The organism is Ignavibacterium sp. (assembly GCA_032027145.1).
GTDB lineage: Bacteria > Bacteroidota > Ignavibacteria > Ignavibacteriales > Ignavibacteriaceae > IGN3.
Window position 1 is genome coordinate 2,515,391 of record JAVSMP010000001.1, and the last position, 25,157, is coordinate 2,540,547.

At 34.0% G+C, this 25,157-nt stretch carries 17 protein-coding genes; all 17 read left to right on the plus strand.

Going from position 1 to position 25,157, the window contains the following annotated elements; genetic code table 11:
• The first annotated feature begins 19 nt into the window (after window positions 1–19).
• Entirely contained in the window at window positions 20–1,063 is a 1,044-nt protein-coding gene (gene fni / locus ROY99_10590) for a type 2 isopentenyl-diphosphate Delta-isomerase (protein MDT3696826.1), read from the plus strand.
• Window positions 1,060–2,055 (plus strand): polyprenyl synthetase family protein, encoded by a 996-nt coding sequence (locus ROY99_10595; GenBank protein MDT3696827.1) that lies wholly within the window; start codon window positions 1,060–1,062, stop codon window positions 2,053–2,055. Before fni ends, ROY99_10595 begins: the two co-directional genes overlap by 4 nt.
• Window positions 2,055–2,321, plus strand: a complete 267-nt coding sequence (locus ROY99_10600) for an HPr family phosphocarrier protein (GenBank protein ID MDT3696828.1) — start codon at window positions 2,055–2,057, stop codon at window positions 2,319–2,321. Before ROY99_10595 ends, ROY99_10600 begins: the two co-directional genes overlap by 1 nt.
• A complete protein-coding gene (ptsP, locus tag ROY99_10605; GenBank protein ID MDT3696829.1) occupies window positions 2,318–4,084 on the plus strand; it encodes a phosphoenolpyruvate--protein phosphotransferase in 1,767 nt (588 codons plus the stop codon). Before ROY99_10600 ends, ptsP begins: the two co-directional genes overlap by 4 nt.
• A gap of 2 nt (window positions 4,085–4,086) precedes the next feature.
• Window positions 4,087–5,121 carry a bifunctional phosphoglucose/phosphomannose isomerase gene (locus ROY99_10610; protein ID MDT3696830.1) on the plus strand — a complete coding sequence of 345 codons (1,035 nt, stop codon included), beginning with the start codon at window positions 4,087–4,089 and terminating at the stop codon, window positions 5,119–5,121.
• A 59-nt stretch (window positions 5,122–5,180) separates the two neighbouring features.
• Entirely contained in the window at window positions 5,181–7,955 is a 2,775-nt protein-coding gene (locus ROY99_10615; GenBank protein MDT3696831.1) for a hypothetical protein, read from the plus strand.
• Window positions 7,955–9,097, plus strand: a complete 1,143-nt coding sequence (locus ROY99_10620; GenBank protein ID MDT3696832.1) for a PQQ-binding-like beta-propeller repeat protein — start codon at window positions 7,955–7,957, stop codon at window positions 9,095–9,097. The genes ROY99_10615 and ROY99_10620 overlap by 1 nt, the downstream gene beginning before the upstream one ends.
• Window positions 9,081–9,803: a hypothetical protein gene (locus ROY99_10625; GenBank protein MDT3696833.1), complete on the plus strand. Its 723-nt coding sequence runs from the start codon at window positions 9,081–9,083 to the stop codon at window positions 9,801–9,803. The genes ROY99_10620 and ROY99_10625 overlap by 17 nt, the downstream gene beginning before the upstream one ends.
• A gap of 40 nt (window positions 9,804–9,843) precedes the next feature.
• A complete protein-coding gene (gene prmC, locus ROY99_10630; protein MDT3696834.1) occupies window positions 9,844–10,698 on the plus strand; it encodes a peptide chain release factor N(5)-glutamine methyltransferase in 855 nt (284 codons plus the stop codon).
• Window positions 10,695–11,159 (plus strand): D-aminoacyl-tRNA deacylase, encoded by a 465-nt coding sequence (dtd, locus tag ROY99_10635; GenBank protein ID MDT3696835.1) that lies wholly within the window; start codon window positions 10,695–10,697, stop codon window positions 11,157–11,159. Before prmC ends, dtd begins: the two co-directional genes overlap by 4 nt.
• Window positions 11,156–12,061 carry a metalloenzyme gene (locus ROY99_10640; protein MDT3696836.1) on the plus strand — a complete coding sequence of 302 codons (906 nt, stop codon included), beginning with the start codon at window positions 11,156–11,158 and terminating at the stop codon, window positions 12,059–12,061. The genes dtd and ROY99_10640 overlap by 4 nt, the downstream gene beginning before the upstream one ends.
• Complete coding sequence (locus tag ROY99_10645) at window positions 12,058–14,451, plus strand: DNA internalization-related competence protein ComEC/Rec2 (protein ID MDT3696837.1); 2,394 nt, start codon at window positions 12,058–12,060, stop codon at window positions 14,449–14,451. Before ROY99_10640 ends, ROY99_10645 begins: the two co-directional genes overlap by 4 nt.
• A gap of 12 nt (window positions 14,452–14,463) precedes the next feature.
• Window positions 14,464–14,955: a 5-(carboxyamino)imidazole ribonucleotide mutase gene (gene purE / locus ROY99_10650; GenBank protein MDT3696838.1), complete on the plus strand. Its 492-nt coding sequence runs from the start codon at window positions 14,464–14,466 to the stop codon at window positions 14,953–14,955.
• A 273-nt stretch (window positions 14,956–15,228) separates the two neighbouring features.
• Complete coding sequence (locus ROY99_10655) at window positions 15,229–17,208, plus strand: T9SS type A sorting domain-containing protein (GenBank protein MDT3696839.1); 1,980 nt, start codon at window positions 15,229–15,231, stop codon at window positions 17,206–17,208.
• A 291-nt stretch (window positions 17,209–17,499) separates the two neighbouring features.
• Window positions 17,500–19,734: a T9SS type A sorting domain-containing protein gene (locus ROY99_10660; protein MDT3696840.1), complete on the plus strand. Its 2,235-nt coding sequence runs from the start codon at window positions 17,500–17,502 to the stop codon at window positions 19,732–19,734.
• 291 nt (window positions 19,735–20,025) lie between these two features.
• Entirely contained in the window at window positions 20,026–22,260 is a 2,235-nt protein-coding gene (locus ROY99_10665; protein MDT3696841.1) for a T9SS type A sorting domain-containing protein, read from the plus strand.
• 690 nt (window positions 22,261–22,950) lie between these two features.
• A complete protein-coding gene (locus tag ROY99_10670; GenBank protein ID MDT3696842.1) occupies window positions 22,951–25,089 on the plus strand; it encodes a T9SS type A sorting domain-containing protein in 2,139 nt (712 codons plus the stop codon).
• Window positions 25,090–25,157: the final 68 nt, after the last annotated feature.

Here is a 25,157-nt window from a genome sequence, read left to right on the forward strand (position 1 = left end):
AGTTTATAGCAATTCATAAATGACAGAATCCATAACAGATATATCTAAAAGAAAAAAGGAGCACATTGATCTTTGTCTGACTGATGATGTTTCATTCAAAACCAAAACAAATGGATTTGAAAAATATGAGTTTATCCATAATGCAATAACTGAAGTTGATCTTTCCAAAATTTCTTTTAGAACTAAATTATTTTCTTACCACATCGAGTATCCGTTTATAATTTCTTGTATGACTGGCGGTACCAGTGAAGCAGAGCTTATAAATGAAAGACTTGCTAATGTTGCACAGTACCTAAAAATTCCTATTGGAGTCGGAAGCCAAAGACAAGCGTTAGAAGATGAAAAATTTCATAATAGCTATAAGATAATAAGGAAGAATTCTTCTGCTGTTCCTGTTTTTGGTAATATTGGCGCAGCTCAATTAGTGCAATCAAAAGATTTAAAATCAGTTCTTAAACTTATTGATATGCTTGAGGCAGATGCTTTCTATATTCATTTAAATCCATTGCAGGAATTGCTTCAGAAGGAAGGTGAACCAAATTTTACCGGATTGTTAAAAAAACTTGAAAGGTTAATAAGTAAATCAAAAGTTCCAATCTTTATTAAAGAAGTTGGTGCAGGTATAAGTAAAAATGCTGCAATTAAACTGCTTGAAACGGGAGTAAAAGGGATTGATGTGGCTGGTGCCGGTGGAACAAGCTGGGCAGGTGTTGAAATTTTGAGAAACAAAAAAAATGAAAATACTTTTTGGGACTGGGGATTACCGACTGCTTATTGTTTGAAAGAAATTTATCCTCTTAAAAAGAAATTTGATTTTCATCTTATCGGCTCAGGCGGTATAAATTCTGCATACGATCTTGCTGCTGCATTTGCACTTGGTTCTGATTTAGCTGCTTCCGCAAGAATAATACTGCAGACACTTATAAATAATGGTGAAGAAAGTGTTAATACTCTTATAATCAGCTGGTTTGATTATCTTAAAAATGTAATGTTTTTAACTGGTTCTAAAAATCTAAGCGAATTAAAAAAAGATAAAATCATCAGGAAGGAATTTTTGTTTTGAAAGATTCTGATTATAATAAATTCAATAAGTTTTACGGGCAGCAGAGAGCTGTAATTGACAAAAAACTTGCGAATGCTTTAAAGAAAAGGAAACCTGAATCTTTATATGGTCCATCATCTTATATTTTGGAAAGCTGCGGAAAGAGATTAAGACCTCTGCTGGTTATCTTATCTGCAATGGCTGTTGGCGCTAAACCACAGAAGGTTTACAATGCTTCTTTGTCTGTTGAGATGCTGCATAATTTTACTTTAGTTCATGATGATATAATGGATAATGCCGACCTTAGAAGAGGTAATCTGACATTACATAAAAAATATAATTTAAACACTGCTATTCTTGCTGGTGATTCTCTTTTAGCAGTTGCGTACGAGTATTTGTTAAAAGACTGCGATATAAATGCCCAACAGGTAATTAGTTCTTTTACAAATGGATTAGTTAAAGTTTGCGAGGGACAAAGTCTTGATACTGAATTTGAAAGAAAAGCAAATGTTACACTTGATGAATACATTGATATGATATCCAAGAAAACCGCTGCTTTGCTTCAAACCTGCTGCGAAATCGGTGCTTATCTTGGAAACGGAAATTATGATGACATAAAATCATTGGCTGATTACGGAAACCATTTAGGAATTGCTTTTCAGATTCAGGATGATCTGCTTGATATCACCGCAGATAAAGCTGAATTTGGGAAAAGAATCGGCGGAGATCTGCTTGAAGGGAAAAAAACATTTTTGTTCATTGTTGCTTTAGATAGAGCAGTTGGTAAAGATAAAGAAGACTTATTGAAAGTTATTAAGAATAAAGGTATTCGCTCAAATCAGATTGAAAAATATAAAAGACTTTATGAAAGATTAGGTGTATTGGATGAAGCTAAGAAAGCTATAAAAAAGCGTACTGAAAATGCTTTAAGATCAATTGATAATTTATCAGATAAATTAAGTATAGATATTTTCTATTGGCTTGCAGATTTATTAATCAAAAGAAATAAATAATGATTGAAAAAATAGTAAAAATTGTTAATAAAGCCGGGCTGCATACAAGACCTGCAGCAACTATCGTTAAGCTTGCTGCTAAATACAAAAGTGATTTTTTTATTTACAGAGATGGAATGAACATTAATGGTAAAAGCATTATTGGCGTAATGACTTTAGCTGCTGATATAGGTTCAGAGCTAAAACTGACTTTTGACGGACCTGATGAACAACAAGCTTGTGAAGAAATTTCAGCTTACTTTGAAAGGGGATTTGATGAATTATGAAATCTTTTAGAGAAATTTATAAAAGCTCAGATAATAAAATAATTGGTATTGCCGCTGCTCCTGGAATTGTAATTGGAAAAGCTTTTTTATTTTCCAAAGAAAAGCTTGAAATAAGTAAAACCCCGATTACAAATGCTGATGAAGCAATTAATAATTTTCAGGAAGCGATAAAACATTCAAAAAAAGAACTGAACAAAATATTTGGGTTTGCCCGAGAAAAAATGGATGGAGTGCGTGCTGCAATATTCGAAGCTCAGTTAATGATTCTTGATGATCCGATTCTTTTGGAACATATTAAGAAAAGAATCCAGAATGAAATGGTGCAGCCAGAGTTTGTTGTAGCTGATGAGATTTCTAAATATCAGGAGTTGATGATTATTTCACACGAATCCTATATGAAAGAGCGCGCACATGATATTGAAGATATAAAACAAAGAATAATCCGTAATCTGCAGAAGAAACGATGGCAGTCAAAAATTGAAAAAAACCTTATTGTTGTTAGTGAATCATTAACTCCTGCTGATACTTTATTATTCTCACGGAGAGAAGCATTAGCATTTGTTACTGATCACGGCGGATTAACTTCGCACGCTGCCATTATTTCCAGATCACTTAATCTGCCGGCAGTTGTAGGAACACAAAAAGCAACTCAGCTTATAAAAGATGGTGAGCAGATCGTGGTTGATGGTTTTCATGGCTATGTAATTATCAATCCAACCGAAGTGCAGTTAGAGTTTTTCCGTGAGAAACAAGAAAGACTTTTGATACTTCAAAAAGGTTTGGAAGAATTAAAAAATTTGCCGGCTAAAACTTTAGATGGAAAGGAAATTAATATTGAAGCTAATGTTGATGTTACCGGCGAAATTGATCTGGTGCTTACAACTGGTGCAAATGGAATCGGGCTTTACCGTACAGAACAAATCTTAAATGAGCTTGGCTCATTTCCAGATGAAAAAGAGCAGACTGATATTTATTCTAAACTTGCTTCAAGAATGTATCCGAAAATTTTAACTATCCGGGCTTATGATATTGGCGGTGATAAATTCAGAATAAACGAATACAAAGAACCTAATCCTTTTCTTGGTTTACGGGGAATAAGATTTCTGCTGGAAAATGAAAATTTATTTAAAGCTCAGATCCGTGCAGTTTTAAAAGCAAGCGAAAATAAAAATGTTAAATTCATGATTCCGATGATTACAACACTTGAAGAGATTTGGCAGTCTATAAAACTGATTCAGGAATGTAAAAGCGAACTTAGAAAAGAAAAAATTAAATTCGATAATCAGATGAAAATCGGTATAATGGTAGAGGTGCCGTCTGCTGCGGTTATGGCTAAAGAATTTTCAGATGAAATTGATTTCGTTAGCATTGGAACAAATGATTTAATTCAATATTTAATGGCAGTTGACAGAGGTAATGATCTGGTTTCAAATCTGTATCAGGAATTCAGCCCTGTTGTAATTAGAACGATTGCACATATTGTAAGAGAAGCAAAAAAAGGTAAAGTTCCGGTGAGCATTTGCGGTGAAATGGCAGCCGATACACTTGCAATTCCTTTATTAGTCGGGCTGGGCTTAGATTCTTTAAGTATGAGCCCTGCTACAATTCTAAATGCTAAGAGGATTATCAGAAGTTTTGAATTTAAAAAAGCAAAAGTTCTTGCTAATGAATGTTTACAATGTAAAACTGAAATAGATATCCAAAAGAAAGTGCAGAAATTTTTTGAAGAGAATGAAATTTCAAGAACAAGGAATATTATATAATTATGAAAATTAAAGAATATGTTCAAAAGTACGATCCCCAAAATCAATTTGATGTTTTAATTAATTCTTATCAGCAAATTGAATATGCATGGAAGAATGAATTAAGCATAACCGGAATTGATATAAAAGATATAAACAATATTATCGTAAGCGGTTTAGGAGGCTCAGCAATAAGTGCAGATCTTTTAAGAAATTTTATTGCTGATGAATTGACTGTACCTTATGCGGTTAACAGAAATTATAATCTGCCAAAATATGCTGATGAGAAAACACTGTTTATTGCTTCTTCTTATTCAGGGAATACTGAGGAGACTATCTCAGCCTTGAACGAAGCAATAAAATCCAATTGTAAAATTATTTGTATTTCTACAGGCGGAAAAATTACAGAGATTGCTGAAGCTAACAGCATTTATAATATAAAACTGCTAAAAGGTTTTCAGCCAAGATATGCACTTGGATTAAGTTTCTTTTCACTTCTCAAATTATTTCAGCATTTAAAACTAATCAGCGATCAGTCAGATTTAGTAGAAAAAATCAGACTAATCTGGCAGCAAAAAGGATTACTATACTCAGCTGAAGATAATCATGCTGTTGCAATTTCTAAATCACTTATCGGATTTATTCCGGTTATCTATTCTGTATCAGATTCTACAAACTCAGTTGGCTACAGGTTTAAATGTCAGCTTAACGAGAATTCTAAACTGCATGCTTTTCATCACGAAGTGCCTGAAATGAATCACAACGAAATCATTGGTTGGGAGTCTTATCAGGAAAAGATATTTCATGCAAAGGTTATCAACATAAAAGATGATAGTTATCATCCTCAGACCAAAAAAAGATTTTCCATCCTTAAAGAGTTATTTGAAAAAGCCGGTGTAGAAATCATTGATCTGAAAAGCAATGAAGATAATTTTAAGGTCAGGCTATTGGATTTGATTTATCTTTCGGATTGGATAAGTTATTACACAGGCGTATTAAGAGGATATGATCCAAGTGAAATTGATAATATCCACACGCTTAAAGAAAAACTAAGCTGACAAAAACAAATTATTTTTTTTTGAAAAGCACACTGAAATATTCACTGCTGCTGTGTCTGATGTTTTATCAGATTTCAAATGCGCAGTTTTATTACTTCGGCAGAAATAAAGTTCAATACGAAGATTTTGACTGGAAGATTCTGCGGACTGAACATTTTAATGTTTACTACTATGGAGAAAATGTAGGCATTGCAGAGATTGGTGCAGGTATTGCAGAAGAAATATTTGATGAGCTGAAAGTTAAAACAAACAATATAATTACCAGGAAAATTCCGCTTATATTTTACAACACTTCAAATCATTTTCAGCAAACCAATGTTACACCGGGTTTTATACCTGAGGGTGTTGGTGGATTTTTTGAGTTTATGAAAGGAAGGGTTGTTATACCATCAACCGGTTCTTTGACAGATTTCAGACATGTAATCAGACATGAACTTGTTCATGTTTTTATGACAAATAAAATATTCAGAGTGCTGCGTGACCATAGATTATCAACAGACCGGATGCCGCCTCTATGGTTTGTAGAAGGTCTTGCCGAGTATTATTCCACAAAACCCGATGCTCAAGCAGAGATGGTTATGCGTGATGCTGTATTAAATAACTATCATTTCGGAATTGAAAATATCTGGAGAATTTCCGGAACTTATCTGATGTATAAAGAAGGACAGAGTTTTCTTGAGTTTGTAGGTGAACAATATGGAACTGATAAAATCGAATTGATGTTAGAAAATTTCTGGATGTATTCATCTTTTAATGATGTAATAGAAAATATACTGGGAATGAAGATAGAGCAAATTGATATTGAATGGCAGTATTATCTCAGAAAAAAATATTTTCCGCTTTATCAATCAGAAATGCCGATTAATGTCGGAGCAAAGCAATTAACTGATTTTGGTTTCAATTTTTCACCTGTTCATTATAAACAGGATAAAAAAGATTTTATTTACTTTGTTGCAAACAGAACGGGATACTCTTCAATCTACAGGATTGAGCTAAATGAAGATATGGTTCCTGCTGAAGATCCGGAATTAGTTATTTCTGCTGAGCAGACATCTGAACTTGAAGCATTTCATTTACTTCAATCTGCAATAGATATTTCCAGAGATGGATTGCTGGTATTTGCAGCAAAAAGTGATGCAACTGATGCAATTCATTTTTTTTCAGTTAAAGAAAACAAGATTATTAATTCCCTGCAAAAAGATTATCTCATTTATATAACATCACCAAAGTTTTCACCAAATGGAAACAGAATTGTTTTTCAGGCTGTTGATCAAAAAGGTTATAGCGATATTTATGTTTACGATATTATTCAGGATTCTTTATCAAGATTGACTAATGATTATTATGACGACAGAGATCCAAGCTTCGGTTTGAATGAAGAAGTTTATTTTTCATCTGACAGAACTTCCGGCGCTTTTGAAAAAAATTATAATATATTCAGCTACAACCTTACAACAAATGAAATTAAATATCTGACATACAACCAATTCAATAATTATAATCCGGTTTTATCTGATAACAAGCAGGAATTATTTATTACTTCGGATGCTGATGGAATAAGGAATGTGTGGAGTATGAAACTTGCACAGGATTCTGATTTAAAAGTGATGAATAAAGTAACTTACTTTTTGACCAGTGCCTTTGATCCGCGTTTGATGAATGATTCTATCTTAATTTTTGCAGGCTTTCAGAATTTTTCATTCCATCTTTACAGTATGTATTTAAATAATGAAAATATTGACTCAACAGAATTTTTAACGATGGACCTAAGTAAAGCGTATGGTAAATGGACAGCAGGTTTTGATGGGAATACTTATGATATTAAAAGGGTTGAATATGAAAATGAATACTCACTTGATATTGCAACAGGGGTTGTTTCAACAAATCCTGTTTTTGGGACGAGCGGCGGAGCTATACTAGGTCTTAGTGATATGCTTGGCGATGATAAATATTTATTCCTGCTTTATAACACAGCAACAATTCAAAGTGATATATTAAAGAGTTTTAATGTTGCACTGCAGAAAATCAATCTCTCCAAAAGAGTTAATTACGGATTCGGTGTTTTTAATTTCAGCGGTAACAGATATGATATAAGGGAATCAGATGAGTTCTTTTTTGAAAGAAGTTTTGGCGGATCAGTATTTCTTGCCTATCCTATATCTAAGTTTAACAGACTTGAGTACACAGTAACACTTATAAATTCTGATCGCGGAATTATCGAAGGCATAACATCACGAAAATCCCTGATGCTAAGTAATTCCGTTGCTTATATTCAAGACAATTCATTGTGGGGTCCTAGCGGTCCGATTGACGGTTCAAGAGTAATGCTGCTTCTCGGATATACAAGCGATATAAAATACAGTAATATTAATTATTTCAGTATAATAGCTGATTACAGGATTTATCAGAGATTAAGTTATCAAACAGCATTAGCATTAAGATTAGGTTTATTTTATAACGAAGGAAAAGAAGCACGCAGATATTTTATGGGCGGAAGCTGGGATTTAAGAGGCTGGCCTCGCTGGTCTATCAGAGGTGAAAAAATGTGGTTGTCTTCACTGGAATTCAGATTTCCACTTATTGATCAGATAGTTATTAAGTTCCCGATTCTTGATATAGGTTTTTTCGGAATACGCGGTGCGGCATTCTTTGATATGGGAAGTGCGTGGGATACAGAATATAAAACTACTTATGGAAGTATAGGCGCAGGTATAAGATTTAACCTGTTTAATGTTTTAGTTTTGAGATATGATATCGGAAAGAAAATTGAAAAAGATTTTACTCAGTTTCAGCCGGGTCTGTTCTATCAGTTTTTCTTCGGATGGGATTTCTGATGAGACAGCCTTTATATTTAATAATACTGATTTCAATTATCTTCTTTTATGGATGCGCTAAATCATTGATAAAAATTTCCTTTGATAAAGATGAAAACCAGCATTTAATGTTTGGAGGCAGCTCCGGCAGAAATTTCTATAATCCGGTCGAAGTATCCGATTCATTGATCGAGGTATGGAATCAGGATGTTTATGGCGGTTTCAATAATTCATCGGTTGTGGTTAAAGATTCATTAATTTTTACAAGCGATCTTGGCGGAAGAATTTTTTGTTTTGATGTTTATTCAGGCAGACAAATTGGAGTTCTAAGATCAAAAGGTTCAGTCTTTTCTGCTCCGCTTATAAGAAATTACAATCTGGTTTATGCACTTGTAATTGATAACGAAAATAAAACAGAGCTGATAATTTATGATTTATTCAGGGGTTTGGAGTTGTTTAATATAGAGATTAAAGGCAGAGTTCTTTCAGAAATGATTTTGGAAAATGATAATATTATTCTTTGCACTGAAAGAGGTGAAGTTCAAAAAATTACTATCGCTGCTAAAGAAATCTGGAGCACCAAAACAAACTCAAAGAATTATTCTAATCCTGCATTAGCAGATAATAAAATACTTCTTTCGGATATAAATGGTAACTTTATCGCACTTGATTATCAGACTGGAAAAATAATTTATAAAAATAAAATTGCCGGTCCGGTTTTTTCAGGAATCACAACTAAAGATGACAAAGCATTTTTTGCTGATAATAATGGGGTTGTGTATTGTGTGGATATATTGTCAGGAAAGTTAATTTGGAATTATGATACTGGTGATAGGATAATATCAAATCCTGCTTTGGATGATAATAATCTTTATATAGGAAATCTGAGAGGAAACTTGTATTCAATTAATCAAAATAACGGCTCGTTAAACTGGGTAACAAAACTTGATGGTTTAATTCAAAGTACACCGTTGATTACAAGTAGTAAAATAATCGCAGTAAACCTGAACAGATCATTCAGTATTTTAAATAAGTTAGATGGAAGTATCAGAAAAACAATCGAGTTAAATGGAAGAGGCAAGCTTTCACCCGTGCTGTATGATAATATTTTAATAATTGGTTATGATGATGGAAAGTTATCAGCGTATGAATTTATTTATTAAGATTATTTTCCTGTCTCTGATTATAATTCCTGAAATAATTTCTCAGGATTGTAAATCAAGATTGATAATCGAAACAGATTTAGATTCTGCAAATATTTTTGTTAATGATTCTCTCGTTTCTGTATCAAATAAATTTGACTCGGAATTTGAGGATGGCTGGTATAAGATCTTAGTTGTAAAAAATAGCAATAACTGGGACAAAACATTTTTTAAAGATTCAGTATTTCTGTCAGGATGTATAACTAAAAATCTCAGTTTCAAAACTGAAGAAAAAGTTTATCTTAACACATCTCCGCAGGACGCATACGTTTTATATGGTGATTCACTGCTTGGTAATACTCCTTTATTTATTGAACGCAGCAAAAAAATATTAACAATAACCAAGCCCGGCTATTCAGTTGAAAGTTTAATAGCTGATGATCTTGCAAAACAAAACATAGTTACACTTAATTCTTTACAGCTTCCAAAAGAGGAATCATTCTTTTATTCATCTGGATTTCATATTCTGGCAGCTACTGCAGTAGTACTTGGGGCAGTAAGCGCTTATTATAAATTAAAAGCAGATAATACTTATGATAAATATCAATCTAATGGTGATCCGAATTTGCTCAATGAAACAAACAGATATGATGTTGTAAGCGGAATTACATTTACTGCTCTCCAGATTAATTTTGGATACATTCTTTACAGGTTTTTATCAGAATAATTGATTGACTGTAGCGATTCTTTTTTTTTCAAATAAAAATATGTTAACCGTTTTAGAAGCAATTAAACTTTCAACAGCATACCTCGAACAAAAGGGAGTTGAATCAGCAAGAATTAATGCTGAATTATTATTAGCTGAAATCCTTAAATGCAAAAGACTTGAGCTATACTTAGCGTTTGATAAACCATTGAGTGAGAATGAAGTAAAAACTTATCGTGAATTTTTAAAAAAGAGAGGAATGAGAATTCCTCTTCAATACATTCTGGGTTATGTTGATTTTTACGGGTATAAATTATTTGTTGACCAAAGTGTATTAATACCAAGACCTGAAACAGAATTATTGGTTGAACAAATTATTAAAAATAATTCAGGCGCAGGCAAATTAAGAATTCTTGATATCGGCAGCGGGTGCGGAAATATTTCAATTGTTATTGCTGACAAATTGCCTGACTCGGATGTAACTGGAATTGATATCAGTGAAGAAGCAATTGCTATTTCCGAGAAAAACAGAAATACATTACTTAAGAAAAACAATCTTAATTTTTTAAAGTTCGATATACTGAATGATAACATTGAAACTCTTGGCAGGTTTGATTTGGCTGTTTCAAATCCGCCATATATTTCTCTGGAAGATTATAATGAACTTGAACCGGAATTAAAAAATTATGAACCGAAAATATCTTTAACCGATAATTCAGATGGTTTGACATTTTATAAAAAGATTATTTTCATTTCAAAACATTTATTAAACTCAGGCGGACAGATTTATTTTGAAATCGGAAAAGGGCAGCATAAGTTTATTACTGAAATGATGATCGAAAATGGATTTTCAAATCTGCAGATAATAAAAGACTATTCAGGTATTGAGAGAATAATTAAAGGAGAACTTTTATGAGAGCAGTGATTCAAAGGGTTTCAGAAGGCGGAGTTTATATCCAAAAAGAAAATTATAGTGCCGAAATTTCAAAAGGTATGGTTATACTGCTGGGGATTAAATCAGATGACAACTTAGCCGATACAGAATTTGTTGCTGATAAATGTTCATCACTTAGGATATTTGAAGATGAAAACGAAAAGATGAATTTGTCAATAAAAGATATTGGTGGTGAAGCTCTGATTATTTCACAATTCACACTCTATGGAGATGCTCAAAAAGGAAACAGACCAAGCTTTATTGATGCAGCCCGACCTGAAGCTGCAATTCCTCTTTACGAAAAATTTATTGAACGGATGAAAAATAATATAGGTGAAGAAAAAGTTAAGGCTGGTGTGTTTGGTGCGATGATGAATGTGAAAATATTAAACGATGGACCTGTTACAATAATTATTGAATCAAAAAATAACAGAGCAAAATGAATCCTGTCTTAATGATATTTATTGATGGCGTTGGTATTGGAAAGAAAGATTATCAACACAATCCTTTTTTTAAATATGGATTTAAATCATTTGAACAAATATTCGGTGAGATACCTTCTCTTGAAAATAAAAAATTAAATAAGAATGGTTGCTGCTTATTTCCAATTGATGCAAATCTTGGTGTTGATGGATTGCCGCAAAGCGGTACCGGACAGGTTTCAATATTTTGCGGAATGAATGCTCCAAAGTTTGTTGGAAAACATTTTGGTCCGTTTCCGTATTCGACAACAATACCAATAATAGAAAGTTCAAATATTTTTAAAGATTATATTGAAACACATAAAAAAGCCTTTTTTGCTAATGCATATCCGCAGGTATTTTTTGATTACCTGAATTCAGGTAAAACGAGACTAAATGTAACTGCACTTTCTGCTAAGTCGAGCGGACTAAAATTAAATGATGTAAATGATGTAATTGATGGAAGAGCACTAACAGCTGAAATTACTAATGAAAGATGGAATAAAAATTTAAATTATAAACTTGATGTGATTTCTCCTGAAAGTGCTGCTGAGAGATTGATCAACATTGCATTAAAAAATGATTTTACACTGTATGAGTTTTTCCTAACTGATCATTTAGGGCATGGCAGAATTCAGGATGAGTTTAATCAGATATATTATAACCTTGATATTTTTCTCTTTACACTTTTGAATAAAATTAGGAATTCAGATTTATCTTTAATTATTTGTTCTGATCATGGAAACTTTGAAGACTTTTCAGTTAAAACTCATACCAATAATCCTGCATTAGGAATATCATCCGGTAAGTATGCTGAAAAATTTGCCGGAGAGATAATTGATCTGACTGATATCAAACCAACAATTCTTAAGCATTGCTTGTGAAAGATTATCCAATAATAAAGTTTACTATTGGTTTTATTGTTGGAATTATATTACATCAGTTTATAAACGCTGAAAGCTGGCTTTTAATCATAGTAATAATATCGTTCACTCTGATTTATTTTTTTAACAAAAAACTTTTAAGCTCGTCTTATAATTTTATCCCCTTAATTTTTCTTTATTTATCTTATATCGTTACAGGATTACTAATTGCTGAGTTACAATCAAATGAATTTACATCAGTATTTGAAAAATATTACAAAGAAAAAAACTCAAAATTATACGGTGAAGTAATTTCTGTTGAATTAGCAAAAGACTATGAAATTGAGTTTAAAGTCAGAATTGATTCTTTGACGCTTGCTGATTCACTTTACAGAAATCAGGAGCTGCTGATTTGTAAACTAAGAAATGATTCGTCAGATAGAAAAAACTTTTACGAAAGTATAAATCCCGGTAATAAAGTTTTTCTCACTGGTAACTATCAAAAGGGCAGGGAAGACAGAAATCCTGGCGAGTTTAATTATCATAAATATTTAAAGATAAAAAGTATATCGGGGATATTTACAATATATGATACCGATAGTGCAAAGATTGTTAATGATTCGCGGAATATTTTTAAGTCATTATTATTTTCTGTCAGAAAAAGTATTGATACAAAAATTAAGGAGTTACATAATCAGGAAACAGCTGCTCTTCTCAGGGGTTTGATACTTGCTGATCGGAGTGAGATAAGCTTTGAAACAAAAACTGAATTTATTAATACGGGTGTAATTCATGTCTTAGCTGTTTCAGGTTTGCATGTTGGCTACATATTGATAATATTAGTTTTTGCTTTCGGCAGATTTGGAATTTATACAAGAGCTACTTTAACTGTTCTTGCTTTATTATTTTTTATGATGCTTACCGGTGCATCACCTTCGGTAACCCGTGCAACTATAATGTCAATTGTTATTATTATTGCTTTCATTACCAACAGAAGCACTAATCTTTTGAATTCTGTTTCATTAGCTGCGATTGTAATCTTGCTTATTAAACCTGATGAAATTTATAATCCTGGATTTCAATTATCATTTTCAGCAGTGATATCAATTGGAGTCATTTATCCTGTTTTTCAAAAGTCTGTTAATAGCTTTAGAATAAAATCAAAATTGATAAAGAATATTTTTTTATTTGCTGCTGTTTCTTTAAGTGCTCAGATCGGAACTTTGCCTTTTACACTTGCCTATTTCAGCAAGCTGTCTGTTATTGCTTTATTAGCTAATCTTATAGTCATTCCTGCAGTCGGTATCATTCTTGCGATAGGCATTATAACAATTATAACCGGATACTTTTTCAATTTTGCTGCAGTATATTTTGCAGTTGCCAACGATCTTTTAACATTTGTTTTAACAAAGATAATCACTTTTGCGGGTAAGCTTGACTTTTCATTTTTATGGATAAGAAATTATTCATTGTTTGACTCTCTGATCTATTATGGTTTCTTAAGTATTGTTCTGCTTGCTTATTATAATTCAAAAAAGTTTTTGTTTAAACTCAGCATAACATTAATTGCTTTTGCTTCAATCATAATTTATTCTTCCTTTGATGATTCAGATTTTTTTGCAAAAAATAAATTAAGTGTTTTAATGATTGATGTTGGACAGGGTGATTCTTTTTTAATAAAATTTCCAAACGGTAAAACAGCTTTAATTGATGCAGGTGAAGCAAATCCATTTTTAGATAACGGTGAACGGGTTATAATGCCTTTATTAGATTATCTGGGCATAGATAAAATTGACTATGGATTTATTTCACATTTGGATTTAGATCATTACGGCGGTTTTATCTCTTTAATTTACTCTGGCAGAATTAAAGAAGTTTATAGACCTCTGCCTGATTCTACAAAAAAATCTTTAAGGTTAGAAAAATTTCTTAAAGATATGAGATTGAAAACAAATCATTATGATAAAAGTGTTTTAGAAATAGGTAACACAAAAGTTTACATTCTCAACGATCCGTATTCAACTCAATATAAATACCTTTCAAGTAATGATAAAAGTGGAATCCTGAAAGTTGTTTATGGAAATAATTCTTTTTTATTTGTCGGGGATTGTGAATATCAGGGAGAATACTATCTTGCAGCTAATTTTTCACGGATTCTTGATTCAGATGTATTGAAAGTCGGGCATCACGGTAGTGAGACTGGTTCATCAGAGAATTTCTTAAAACTTGTTTTGCCCAAGATTGCATTGATAAGTGCCGGGATAAAAAATAAATTTGATCATCCTTCAGAAAAGGTAATTGACAACTTAAATAGGATTAATTCAAAAATATTAAGGACTGATCATTCTGGTGCAGTCTTATTACAATCAGATGGAAATGAAATTAAAATAATTAATTGGAGAAACAACTAAGGAAATAATAGAATGGAAAATAATGTTATAGTTGGAATAATAATGGGCAGTGATTCCGATTTACCAATTATGGAAGAAGCAATTAAAATTCTTAAAGAATTCAGCATTGGTTATGAAGTAAAAATTTTATCTGCACACCGGACTCCTGAACAACACGCGGAATATTCAAAATCTGCTGTTGACAGGGGATTGAAAGTTATTATCGCTGCTGCTGGAGGTGCAGCTCATTTGCCGGGAGTAACCGCAGCCCATACAACTCTGCCTGTAATCGGTGTGCCGATTAAAGGTAAATCTTTAGAAGGAATGGATTCACTATTATCAATCGTTCAAATGCCTCCGGGAGTTCCGGTTGCAACAGTTTCAATCAATGGAGCAAAGAATGCAGCGATACTTGCCGTTGAAATAATTGCACTTTATGATAGTACTGTTTTATCTCAATTAAAAGATTACAAGAAAAAAATTGAAATTGAATCACTTGCAAAAAACGATAAATTAAAATTTTAAATATTAAAGGACTGACAATTTTTTTTATTGAAACTGTTTTTGGATTTCAAAAAAATATGTTTGTGAAAAATCATTGCCAAATGTCCTGTTTTTTTACAGGAGAAATAGTTCATCATTAAATTCATACAGACCTTGAATTAAAAAGAAAAAAAACATATTATTGTTTAAGTTGTTTGCATCACATTTATGTTTAACTAATATCCGCTTACACTTAAACTTTGAAAAGATACTCTAATTAATTATTTCTTCAACACATTTATTGAGAGGTTCATTATGCTTAAATATTTTCGTTTTGCTCTATTGTGGAGTTTGGTTCTTTTCTTATCGGTTGCCGTCTTTGCACAAAAGAAAACTATATTAGACGGTAATACATTTACTGCTGCTAATAAACATAACAACTCCTATAGTCCTAATAATACTGAAGCAACTACACTAAGATGGGACAGCGGGGTAAATGATGATGCGATTGGTCTTACCAATGGAGGTACATTTGAAGTATCTGCAAGTTTTCCTGCAAGTATGATGGCGGCATACGCAGGGCAGTCATTAACACAGGTAATAATTTATATAAATGATGTTCCAAGTCCTTGCGTGTTAAAAATTTATGACCAAGGTACACCTACTACTCCCGGAACATTATTGTATTCTGAAACTTTAAGTGTTACAGGTACTAGTTGGAATACAATTACTTTAGCTACACCTGTTCCTATTACCGGGAATGATATTTGGGTTGGTTATGAAGTTACTCATACTGCTTCTACCTATCCAGCCGGTTGTGATGCGGGTCCTGCAGTTATTAATGGTGATTGGATTGCCCTGAGTGGAGCTTGGCAAAGACTTTATGATGCAACCGGAGGAAGTATTAATGTTAATTGGAATATCGCCGCAGTTGTTGAACAGCTTGGTCCTCCATGTCCAGTTCAAACACCTGATAATCCAACCCCTGCAAATAACTCTGTTGATCTTCCGATTACCGGTGTAAATTTAAGCTGGTCAAATGGCGGACCCGGATCAGTTCCACCAACAAGTGTTGAAGTATTTTTCGGTCCTACTGGTAATATGGTATCAGTTTATTCAGGTGCACCAGTAACAAACTGGGCAGTACCGGGTACATTAAATTATTTTACAAATTATCAGTGGAGAGTCGTTAATAAGATAGATACTTGTAATATCTCTTCTTCAACCTGGGCATTCAGAACAATTCAGGATCCAAATTTAGTTGAACATTGCGAACCATTTGCTAATCTAAGCAACTGGACAATTGTTGGACCATTGGGATTAACAAACTGGTCAGCAAATCCTTCAGCAAATGCTGGCGGCACTGCTCCTGAACTTAGAATGAGCTGGACTCCATCATTTACAGGTGTATCTTTAATTAGATCAAATGCTATTTCTTTAGTAAATAATACAGCATCAACATTTTCATTTAATTTCTTCCTTGATTATTATGCTGCCCCAAGCGGAACAGTAACAGTAGGTATCACTTATGATGGCGGCACAACTGAAGAAGTATTATATCAGGTAGTTGACCCAACAGCAAATGTTGGTCCGGCATTGATTGAAGGTACATTTACAACACCTGCAACAGGTTCAGAGAATGCACAACTTCAGATAACTTACAACGGTTACACATTCAACATAGATTATATCTATTGGGATAACTTATGTATCAGACAGGTAATACCAGTAGAGTTGACATCATTTACAGCCAAATCAGATAATAATTCAGTAACCTTAAACTGGACAACTGCAACCGAATTGAATAACAGTGGTTTCCAGATTGAAAGAAGCAATGGCAGTGACTATCAGTCAGTAGGTTTTGTAGCAGGTCACGGAACTTCAACAAGTGCACACAGCTATGTATTTGTAGATCAGAATTTAGAGACAGGTACCTATACATACAGACTAAAACAAGTAGATTTAGATGGAACATTTGAATACTCAAAAGCAGTAGAAGTGGAAGTATTAGGATTACGTGAATATACATTAGATCAAAACTATCCAAACCCATTTAACCCAAGTACAACAATAAACTTCAGTTTAGCAGTAGATAGCAAAGTAAGTCTGAAGGTATTCAACGTATTGGGTCAGGAAGTAGCCAGCTTGTTAAATGGACAGATGTCAGCCGGCAGCCAGAAGGTTTCCTTTGATGCAAGTTCATTGAACAGCGGTGTATATTTCTACAGATTAGAAGCCAATGGTATAGACGGACAGAAATTCAGTTCCACAAAGAAGATGATATTAACCAAGTAATAATTGGTTTAATAGAACAGATCATTAACAAAAGCCGGCTCTGAAATATGAGTCGGCTTTTTTTATTTTTAAGCTTTATTATTATTAGGATAATTCCTTAAATGATGATTATCTATAATAAGAGTCAACGATACTTAAACTAATAATAAATTAAGTTATTATATCAGAAATTTAGTTCAGCACAAAAATTTATTAGGTTTATCTTGACTTATATGAAAAAAATAGTTAAAATCTAACTGTTCTTCTAGTCAACTTAAATTTAATTAATCATTTTTGTTAAACGGAGGTACTATGCACAAAAGGCTATTTACATTTTCTACTCTCTTTGTTTTGTTTATTGGGGGTACGATATTTTCTCAACAGTCTCTGCAAAACAGAGAAATAGCTCCAAATCTTTCGGGAGTAAAGATAGAATCACCAATACCTGTTACCGAAGCTACCTGGGATGTTGAATTCGATTATGATGCTACTGTAGTTACAGGTGCGGCAGGTAATGCAGGGGCAATTTATATTCCAACTTTAGGCAAATTTTGGACAACTCGTTGGGCAACTGCTGTTGCTCATCAGTGGAATTCTGACGGTACACTTGATGTTCAATTTAACCTTCCATTTACTGGCACAAGAGGCATGGCTTTTGACGGGCAGTTTATTTATTGTTCAATAAATACTTCAACTGTTCAGATAGTTGATCCTGTTACAAAGTCACTTATAGGCACTATTCCAGTAAATGCAGCACCAAATGGTGCAAGATCTATTGCTTACAATCCTGATGGTGATGGCGGCTTAGGAAGCATTATAGTAGGAAACTGGACATCACCAAATCTTAACTTTTATGAATTTAGTATGTCTGGTGCATTATTGAGAACTATCGCTAGTACAGTAACAGGTGTATATGGTATAGCTTATGATAACTGGTCAGTTGGGGGTCCATTTTTATGGGTATGGTCTCAGGGTGCAGGAGCAGGTACTGCTCAAAACATAATGCAAATGGATTATACTACAGGAACTTACACTGGTGTTCAGCACGATGTTATTTCTGATGTTGGTCTTGGTAATGCACAGGGTATTGCAGGCGGATTATTTGTTACTGATGACTTAGTACCAGGTAAAGCAATCCTTGGAGGTCTTTTACAAGGCACACCAGATAAATTATTCGGTTATGAGTTGGCTTTAACCGGACCTCCTTGTCCAGTTCAAACACCTGATAATCCAACCCCTGCAAATAACTCTGTTGATCTTCCGATTACCGGTGTAAATTTAAGCTGGTCAAATGGCGGACCCGGATCAGTTCCACCAACAAGTGTTGAAGTATTTTTCGGTCCTACTGGTAATATGGTGTCAGTTTATTCAGGTGCACCAGTAACAAACTGGGCAGTACCAGGTACATTAAATTATTTTACAAGTTATCAGTGGAAAGTAGTTAATAAGATTGATACTTGTAATATTTCTTCTTCAACCTGGGCATTCAGAACAATGCAAGATCCAAATTTAGTTGAACATTGCGAACCATTTGATAATTTAAGCAACTGGACAATTGTAGGACCATTGGGATTAACAAACTGGTCAGCAAATCCTTCAGCAAATGCTGGCGGCACTGCTCCTGAACTTAGAATGAGCTGGACTCCATCATTTACAGGTGTATCTTTAATTAGATCAAATGCTATTTCTTTAGTAAATAATACAGCATCAACATTTTCATTTAATTTCTTCCTTGATTATTATGCTGCCCCAAGCGGAACAGTAACAGTAGGTATCACTTATGATGGCGGCACAACTGAAGAAGTATTATATCAGGTAGTTGACCCAACAGCAAATGTTGGTCCGGCATTGATTGAAGGTACATTTACAACACCTGCAACAGGTTCAGAGAATGCACAACTTCAGATAACTTACAACGGTTACACATTCAACATAGATTATATCTATTGGGATAACTTATGTATCAGACAGGTAATACCAGTAGAGTTGACATCATTTACAGCCAAATCAGATAATAATTCAGTAACCTTAAACTGGACAACTGCAACCGAAACAAATAATCAGGGGTTTGAAGTTCAAAGAAATACTGATGGAGAATTCCTTACTATTGCATTTGTTCAGGGACAAGGTACATCAACAAAAATCAATAATTATTCATTTATTGATAAAGATCTAAAAGCCGGTCACTACAGCTACAGATTAAAACAAGTAGATTACAATGGCAACATTGATTATTCTAATGTTGTGGAAGCAGATGTAACTGCACCTGAAGTATTTGCTTTAGATCAGAACTATCCAAACCCATTTAACCCAAGTACAACAATAAACTTCAGTTTAGCAGTAGATAGCAAAGTAAGTCTGAAGGTATTCAACGTATTGGGTCAGGAAGTAGCCAGCTTGTTAAATGGACAGATGTCAGCCGGCAGCCAGAAGGTTTCCTTTGATGCAAGTTCATTGAACAGCGGTGTATATTTCTACAGATTAGAAGCCAATGGTATAGACGGACAGAAATTCAGTTCCACAAAGAAGATGATATTAACCAAGTAATAATTGGTTTAATAGAACAGATCATTAACAAAAGCCGGCTCTGAAATATGAGTCGGCTTTTTTTATTTTTAAGCTTTATTATTATTAGGATAATTCCTTAAATGATGATTATCTATAATAAGAGTCAACGATACTTAAACTAATAATAAATTAAGTTATTATATCAGAAATTTAGTTCAGCACAAAAATTTATTAGGTTTATCTTGACTTATATGAAAAAAATAGTTAAAATCTAACTGTTCTTCTAGTCAACTTAAATTTAATTAATCATTTTTGTTAAACGGAGGTACTATGCACAAAAGGCTATTTACATTTTCTACTCTCTTTGTTTTGTTTATTGGGGGTACGATATTTTCTCAACAGTCTCTGCAAAACAGAGAAATAGCTCCAAATCTTTCGGGAGTAAAGATAGAATCACCAATACCTGTTACCGAAGCTACCTGGGATGTTGAATTCGATTATGATGCTACTGTAGTTACAGGTGCGGCAGGTAATGCAGGGGCAATTTATATTCCAACTTTAGGCAAATTTTGGACAACTCGTTGGGCAACTGCTGTTGCTCATCAGTGGAATTCTGACGGTACACTTGATGTTCAATTTAACCTTCCATTTACTGGCACAAGAGGCATGGCTTTTGACGGGCAGTTTATTTATTGTTCAATAAATACTTCAACTGTTCAGATAGTTGATCCTGTTACAAAGTCACTTATAGGCACTATTCCAGTAAATGCAGCACCAAATGGTGCAAGATCTATTGCTTACAATCCTGATGGTGATGGCGGCTTAGGAAGCATTATAGTAGGAAACTGGACATCACCAAATCTTAACTTTTATGAATTTAGTATGTCTGGTGCATTATTGAGAACTATCGCTAGTACAGTAACAGGTGTATATGGTATAGCTTATGATAACTGGTCAGTTGGGGGTCCATTTTTATGGGTATGGTCTCAGGGTGCAGGAGCAGGTACTGCTCAAAACATAATGCAAATGGATTATACTACAGGAACTTACACTGGTGTTCAGCACGATGTTATTTCTGATGTTGGTCTTGGTAATGCACAGGGTATTGCAGGCGGATTATTTGTTACTGATGACTTAGTACCAGGTAAAGCAATCCTTGGAGGTCTTTTACAAGGCACACCAGATAAATTATTCGGTTATGAGTTGGCTTTAACCGGACCTCCTTGTCCAGTTCAAACACCTGATAATCCAACCCCTGCAAATAACTCTGTTGATCTTCCGATTACCGGTGTAAATTTAAGCTGGTCAAATGGCGGACCCGGATCAGTTCCACCAACAAGTGTTGAAGTATTTTTCGGTCCTACTGGTAATATGGTATCAGTTTATTCAGGTGCACCAGTAACAAACTGGGCAGTACCAGGTACATTAAATTATTTTACAAGTTATCAGTGGAAAGTAGTTAATAAGATTGATACTTGTAATATTTCTTCTTCAACCTGGGCATTCAGAACAATGCAAGATCCAAATTTAGTTGAACATTGCGAACCATTTGATAATTTAAGCAACTGGACAATTGTAGGACCATTGGGATTAACAAACTGGTCAGCAAATCCTTCAGCAAATGCTGGCGGCACTGCTCCTGAACTTAGAATGAGCTGGACTCCATCATTTACAGGTGTATCTTTAATTAGATCAAATGCTATTTCTTTAGTAAATAATACAGCATCAACATTTTCATTTAATTTCTTCCTTGATTATTATGCTGCCCCAAGCGGAACAGTAACAGTAGGTATCACTTATGATGGCGGCACAACTGAAGAAGTATTATATCAGGTAGTTGACCCAACAGCAAATGTTGGTCCGGCATTGATTGAAGGTACATTTACAACACCTGCAACAGGTTCAGAGAATGCACAACTTCAGATAACTTACAACGGTTACACATTCAACATAGATTATATCTATTGGGATAACTTATGTATCAGACAGGTAATACCAGTAGAGTTGACATCATTTACAGCCAAATCAGATAATAATACAGTAACCTTAAACTGGACAACTGCAACCGAATTGAATAACAGTGGTTTCCAGATTGAAAGAAGCAATGGCAGTGACTATCAGTCAGTAGGTTTTGTAGCAGGTCACGGAACTTCAACAAGTGCACACAGCTATGTATTTGTAGATCAGAATTTAGAGACAGGTACCTATACATACAGACTAAAACAAGTAGATTTAGATGGAACATTTGAATACTCAAAAGCAGTAGAAGTGGAAGTATTAGGATTACGTGAATATACATTAGATCAAAACTATCCAAACCCATTTAACCCAAGTACAACAATAAACTTCAGTTTAGCAGTAGATAGCAAAGTAAGTCTGAAGGTATTCAACGTATTGGGTCAGGAAGTAGCCAGCTTGTTAAATGGACAGATGTCAGCCGGCAGCCAGAAGGTTTCCTTTGATGCAAGTTCATTGAACAGCGGTGTATATTTCTACAGATTAGAAGCCAATGGTATAGACGGACAGAAATTCAGTTCCACAAAGAAGATGATATTAACCAAGTAATAATTGGCTTAATAGCACAGATCATTAATAAAAGCCGGCTCTGAAATATGAGTCGGCTTTTTTTATTACATAGAATTAGCGAGTATAAAACTTATTAATAAATCATCATTTACACTATACTAGAAATTTTATATAAAAAGTAAAAGAATCTCGTTTCTGTAATGAGTGGCAAGCTCCTGAAAATAACTTAAAGAATTTTAAATGTTTAAATAATTTATTTTAACTGTATAGCTCTTCAATCATTTTTTCTTATTCAGTTTTTATTTTTCAACAATCTGTCAAAATTTGTTTTGTCTCGAAATTAAATTAGAAGAAATAAAATATCCCAACCTGTTTTAGTTTATTTGAACTCATTCCAGCCCTTCCTTGCAAAGAGAAAGGTTAATGATATTTATAGCCTAATGTAAATCTTCTATCAGAATATTCTCATAAATCGTTTTACAATTAGAAAGTTTCTCATTTTGAAAGAGAGAGTAGAGAAAGTTCTTCTTATTTGGGATAGATATGTTTTTCAATACGTCGAAAAAAAATAAAATATATTTGACTTAAATTATGAAAATTTGTATTGTAGTCCGTGCTTAAATAAATCAATTTAAGATATTATCTTATACATATCTTTAAGATAAATATTTAAATGTTTTGAGGTTTTTATCTAATTAACTTTCTTTCAACATCATTTTAGGAGGTCTTATGCTAAAAAAAATCTGTACAATTTCTTTAACACTTCTTATTGCTCTGATATTTACTGGCTCAATAGCAGCTCAATCATCATCAATCAGCAATGTTAAAGATGTTTATACCGGGCCGCAAACAAAAGTTCAAACGCCTGTTGGTCATAATATTCCAATACCTTATGATGGTACATTGGCTTTATTATTTGACAACGGTCCGCTTGTAACAAACCCCGGTGGGGGATCTGGTGGTGCTGATTTGAGTGCACTTCAATCAGCAATTGGATTAGGTACATACGGCTTTGGAGCACAAATAAGCGCAGGAAATTCTGTAGCTGACGATTTTACAATCAATGGTTCTTCTTGGAATATTGAAGAATTGCAATTCTTTACATACCAAACCGGTTCCAGTACAACTTCTACTATTAATGATGCCCGCGTCCGTATTTGGAATGGTGCACCAAATGCTGGTGGAACAATAATTTTTGGAGACCTTACTACTAACCGTTTAAGTTCAACAAGTTGGACAAATATTTATAGAGCACTAGATACTTCTCCTTCAGCAAGTGACAGACCAATTATGAGGGTTGTTGTTCAGTTTTCTCCTGCTTTAGTATTAGGACCAGGAACGTATTGGGTAGAAGTAAGTCTTGGCGGCACTTTAGCATCAGGTCCTTGGGCTCCTCCTGTTTCAATTGTTGGTCAAACAACTACTGGTGACGCTTTGCAATTAACCAGCACAGGATGGGCTGCTGCTGTTGATGGTACTTATCCACAGGGCATTCCATTTATTGTTCTAGGAAATAGCGGACCTCCATGTCCAGTTCAAACACCTGATAATCCAACCCCTGCAAATAACTCTGTTGATCTTCCGATTACCGGTGTAAATTTAAGCTGGTCAAATGGCGGACCCGGATCAGTTCCACCAACAAGTGTTGAAGTATTTTTCGGTCCTACTGGTAATATGGTGTCAGTTTATTCAGGTGCACCAGTAACAAACTGGGCAGTACCAGGTACATTAAATTATTTTACAAGTTATCAGTGGAAAGTAGTTAATAAGATTGATACTTGTAATATTTCTTCTTCAACCTGGGCATTCAGAACAATGCAAGATCCAAATTTAGTTGAACATTGCGAACCATTTGATAATTTAAGCAACTGGACAATTGTAGGACCATTGGGATTAACAAACTGGTCAGCAAATCCTTCAGCAAATGCTGGCGGCACTGCTCCTGAACTTAGAATGAGCTGGACTCCATCATTTACAGGTGTATCTTTAATTAGATCAAATGCTATTTCTTTAGTAAATAATACAGCATCAACATTTTCATTTAATTTCTTCCTTGATTATTATGCTGCCCCAAGCGGAACAGTAACAGTAGGTATCACTTATGATGGCGGCACAACTGAAGAAGTATTATATCAGGTAGTTGACCCAACAGCAAATGTTGGTCCGGCATTGATTGAAGGTACATTTACAACACCTGCAACAGGTTCAGAGAATGCACAACTTCAGATAACTTACAACGGTTACACATTCAACATAGATTATATCTATTGGGATAACTTATGTATCAGACAGGTAATACCAGTAGAGTTGACATCATTTACAGCCAAATCAGATAATAATACAGTAACCTTAAACTGGACAACTGCAACCGAATTGAATAACAGTGGTTTCCAGATTGAAAGAAGCAATGGCAGTGACTATCAGTCAGTAGGTTTTGTAGCAGGTCACGGAACTTCAACAAGTGCACACAGCTATGTATTTGTAGATCAGAATTTAGAGACAGGTACCTATACATACAGACTAAAACAAGTAGATTTAGATGGAACATTTGAATACTCAAAAGCAGTAGAAGTGGAAGTATTAGGATTACGTGAATATACATTAGATCAAAACTATCCAAACCCATTTAACCCAAGTACAACAATAAACTTCAGTTTAGCAGTAGATAGCAAAGTAAGTCTGAAGGTATTCAACGTATTGGGTCAGGAAGTAGCCAGCTTGTTAAATGGACAGATGTCAGCCGGCAGCCAGAAGGTTTCCTTTGATGCAAGTTCATTGAACAGCGGTGTATATTTCTACAGATTAGAAGCCAATGGTATAGACGGACAGAAATTCAGTTCCACAAAGAAGATGATATTAACCAAGTAATAATTGGTTTAATAGAACAGATCATTAACAAAAGCCGGCTCTGAAATATGAGTCGGCTTTTTTTATTT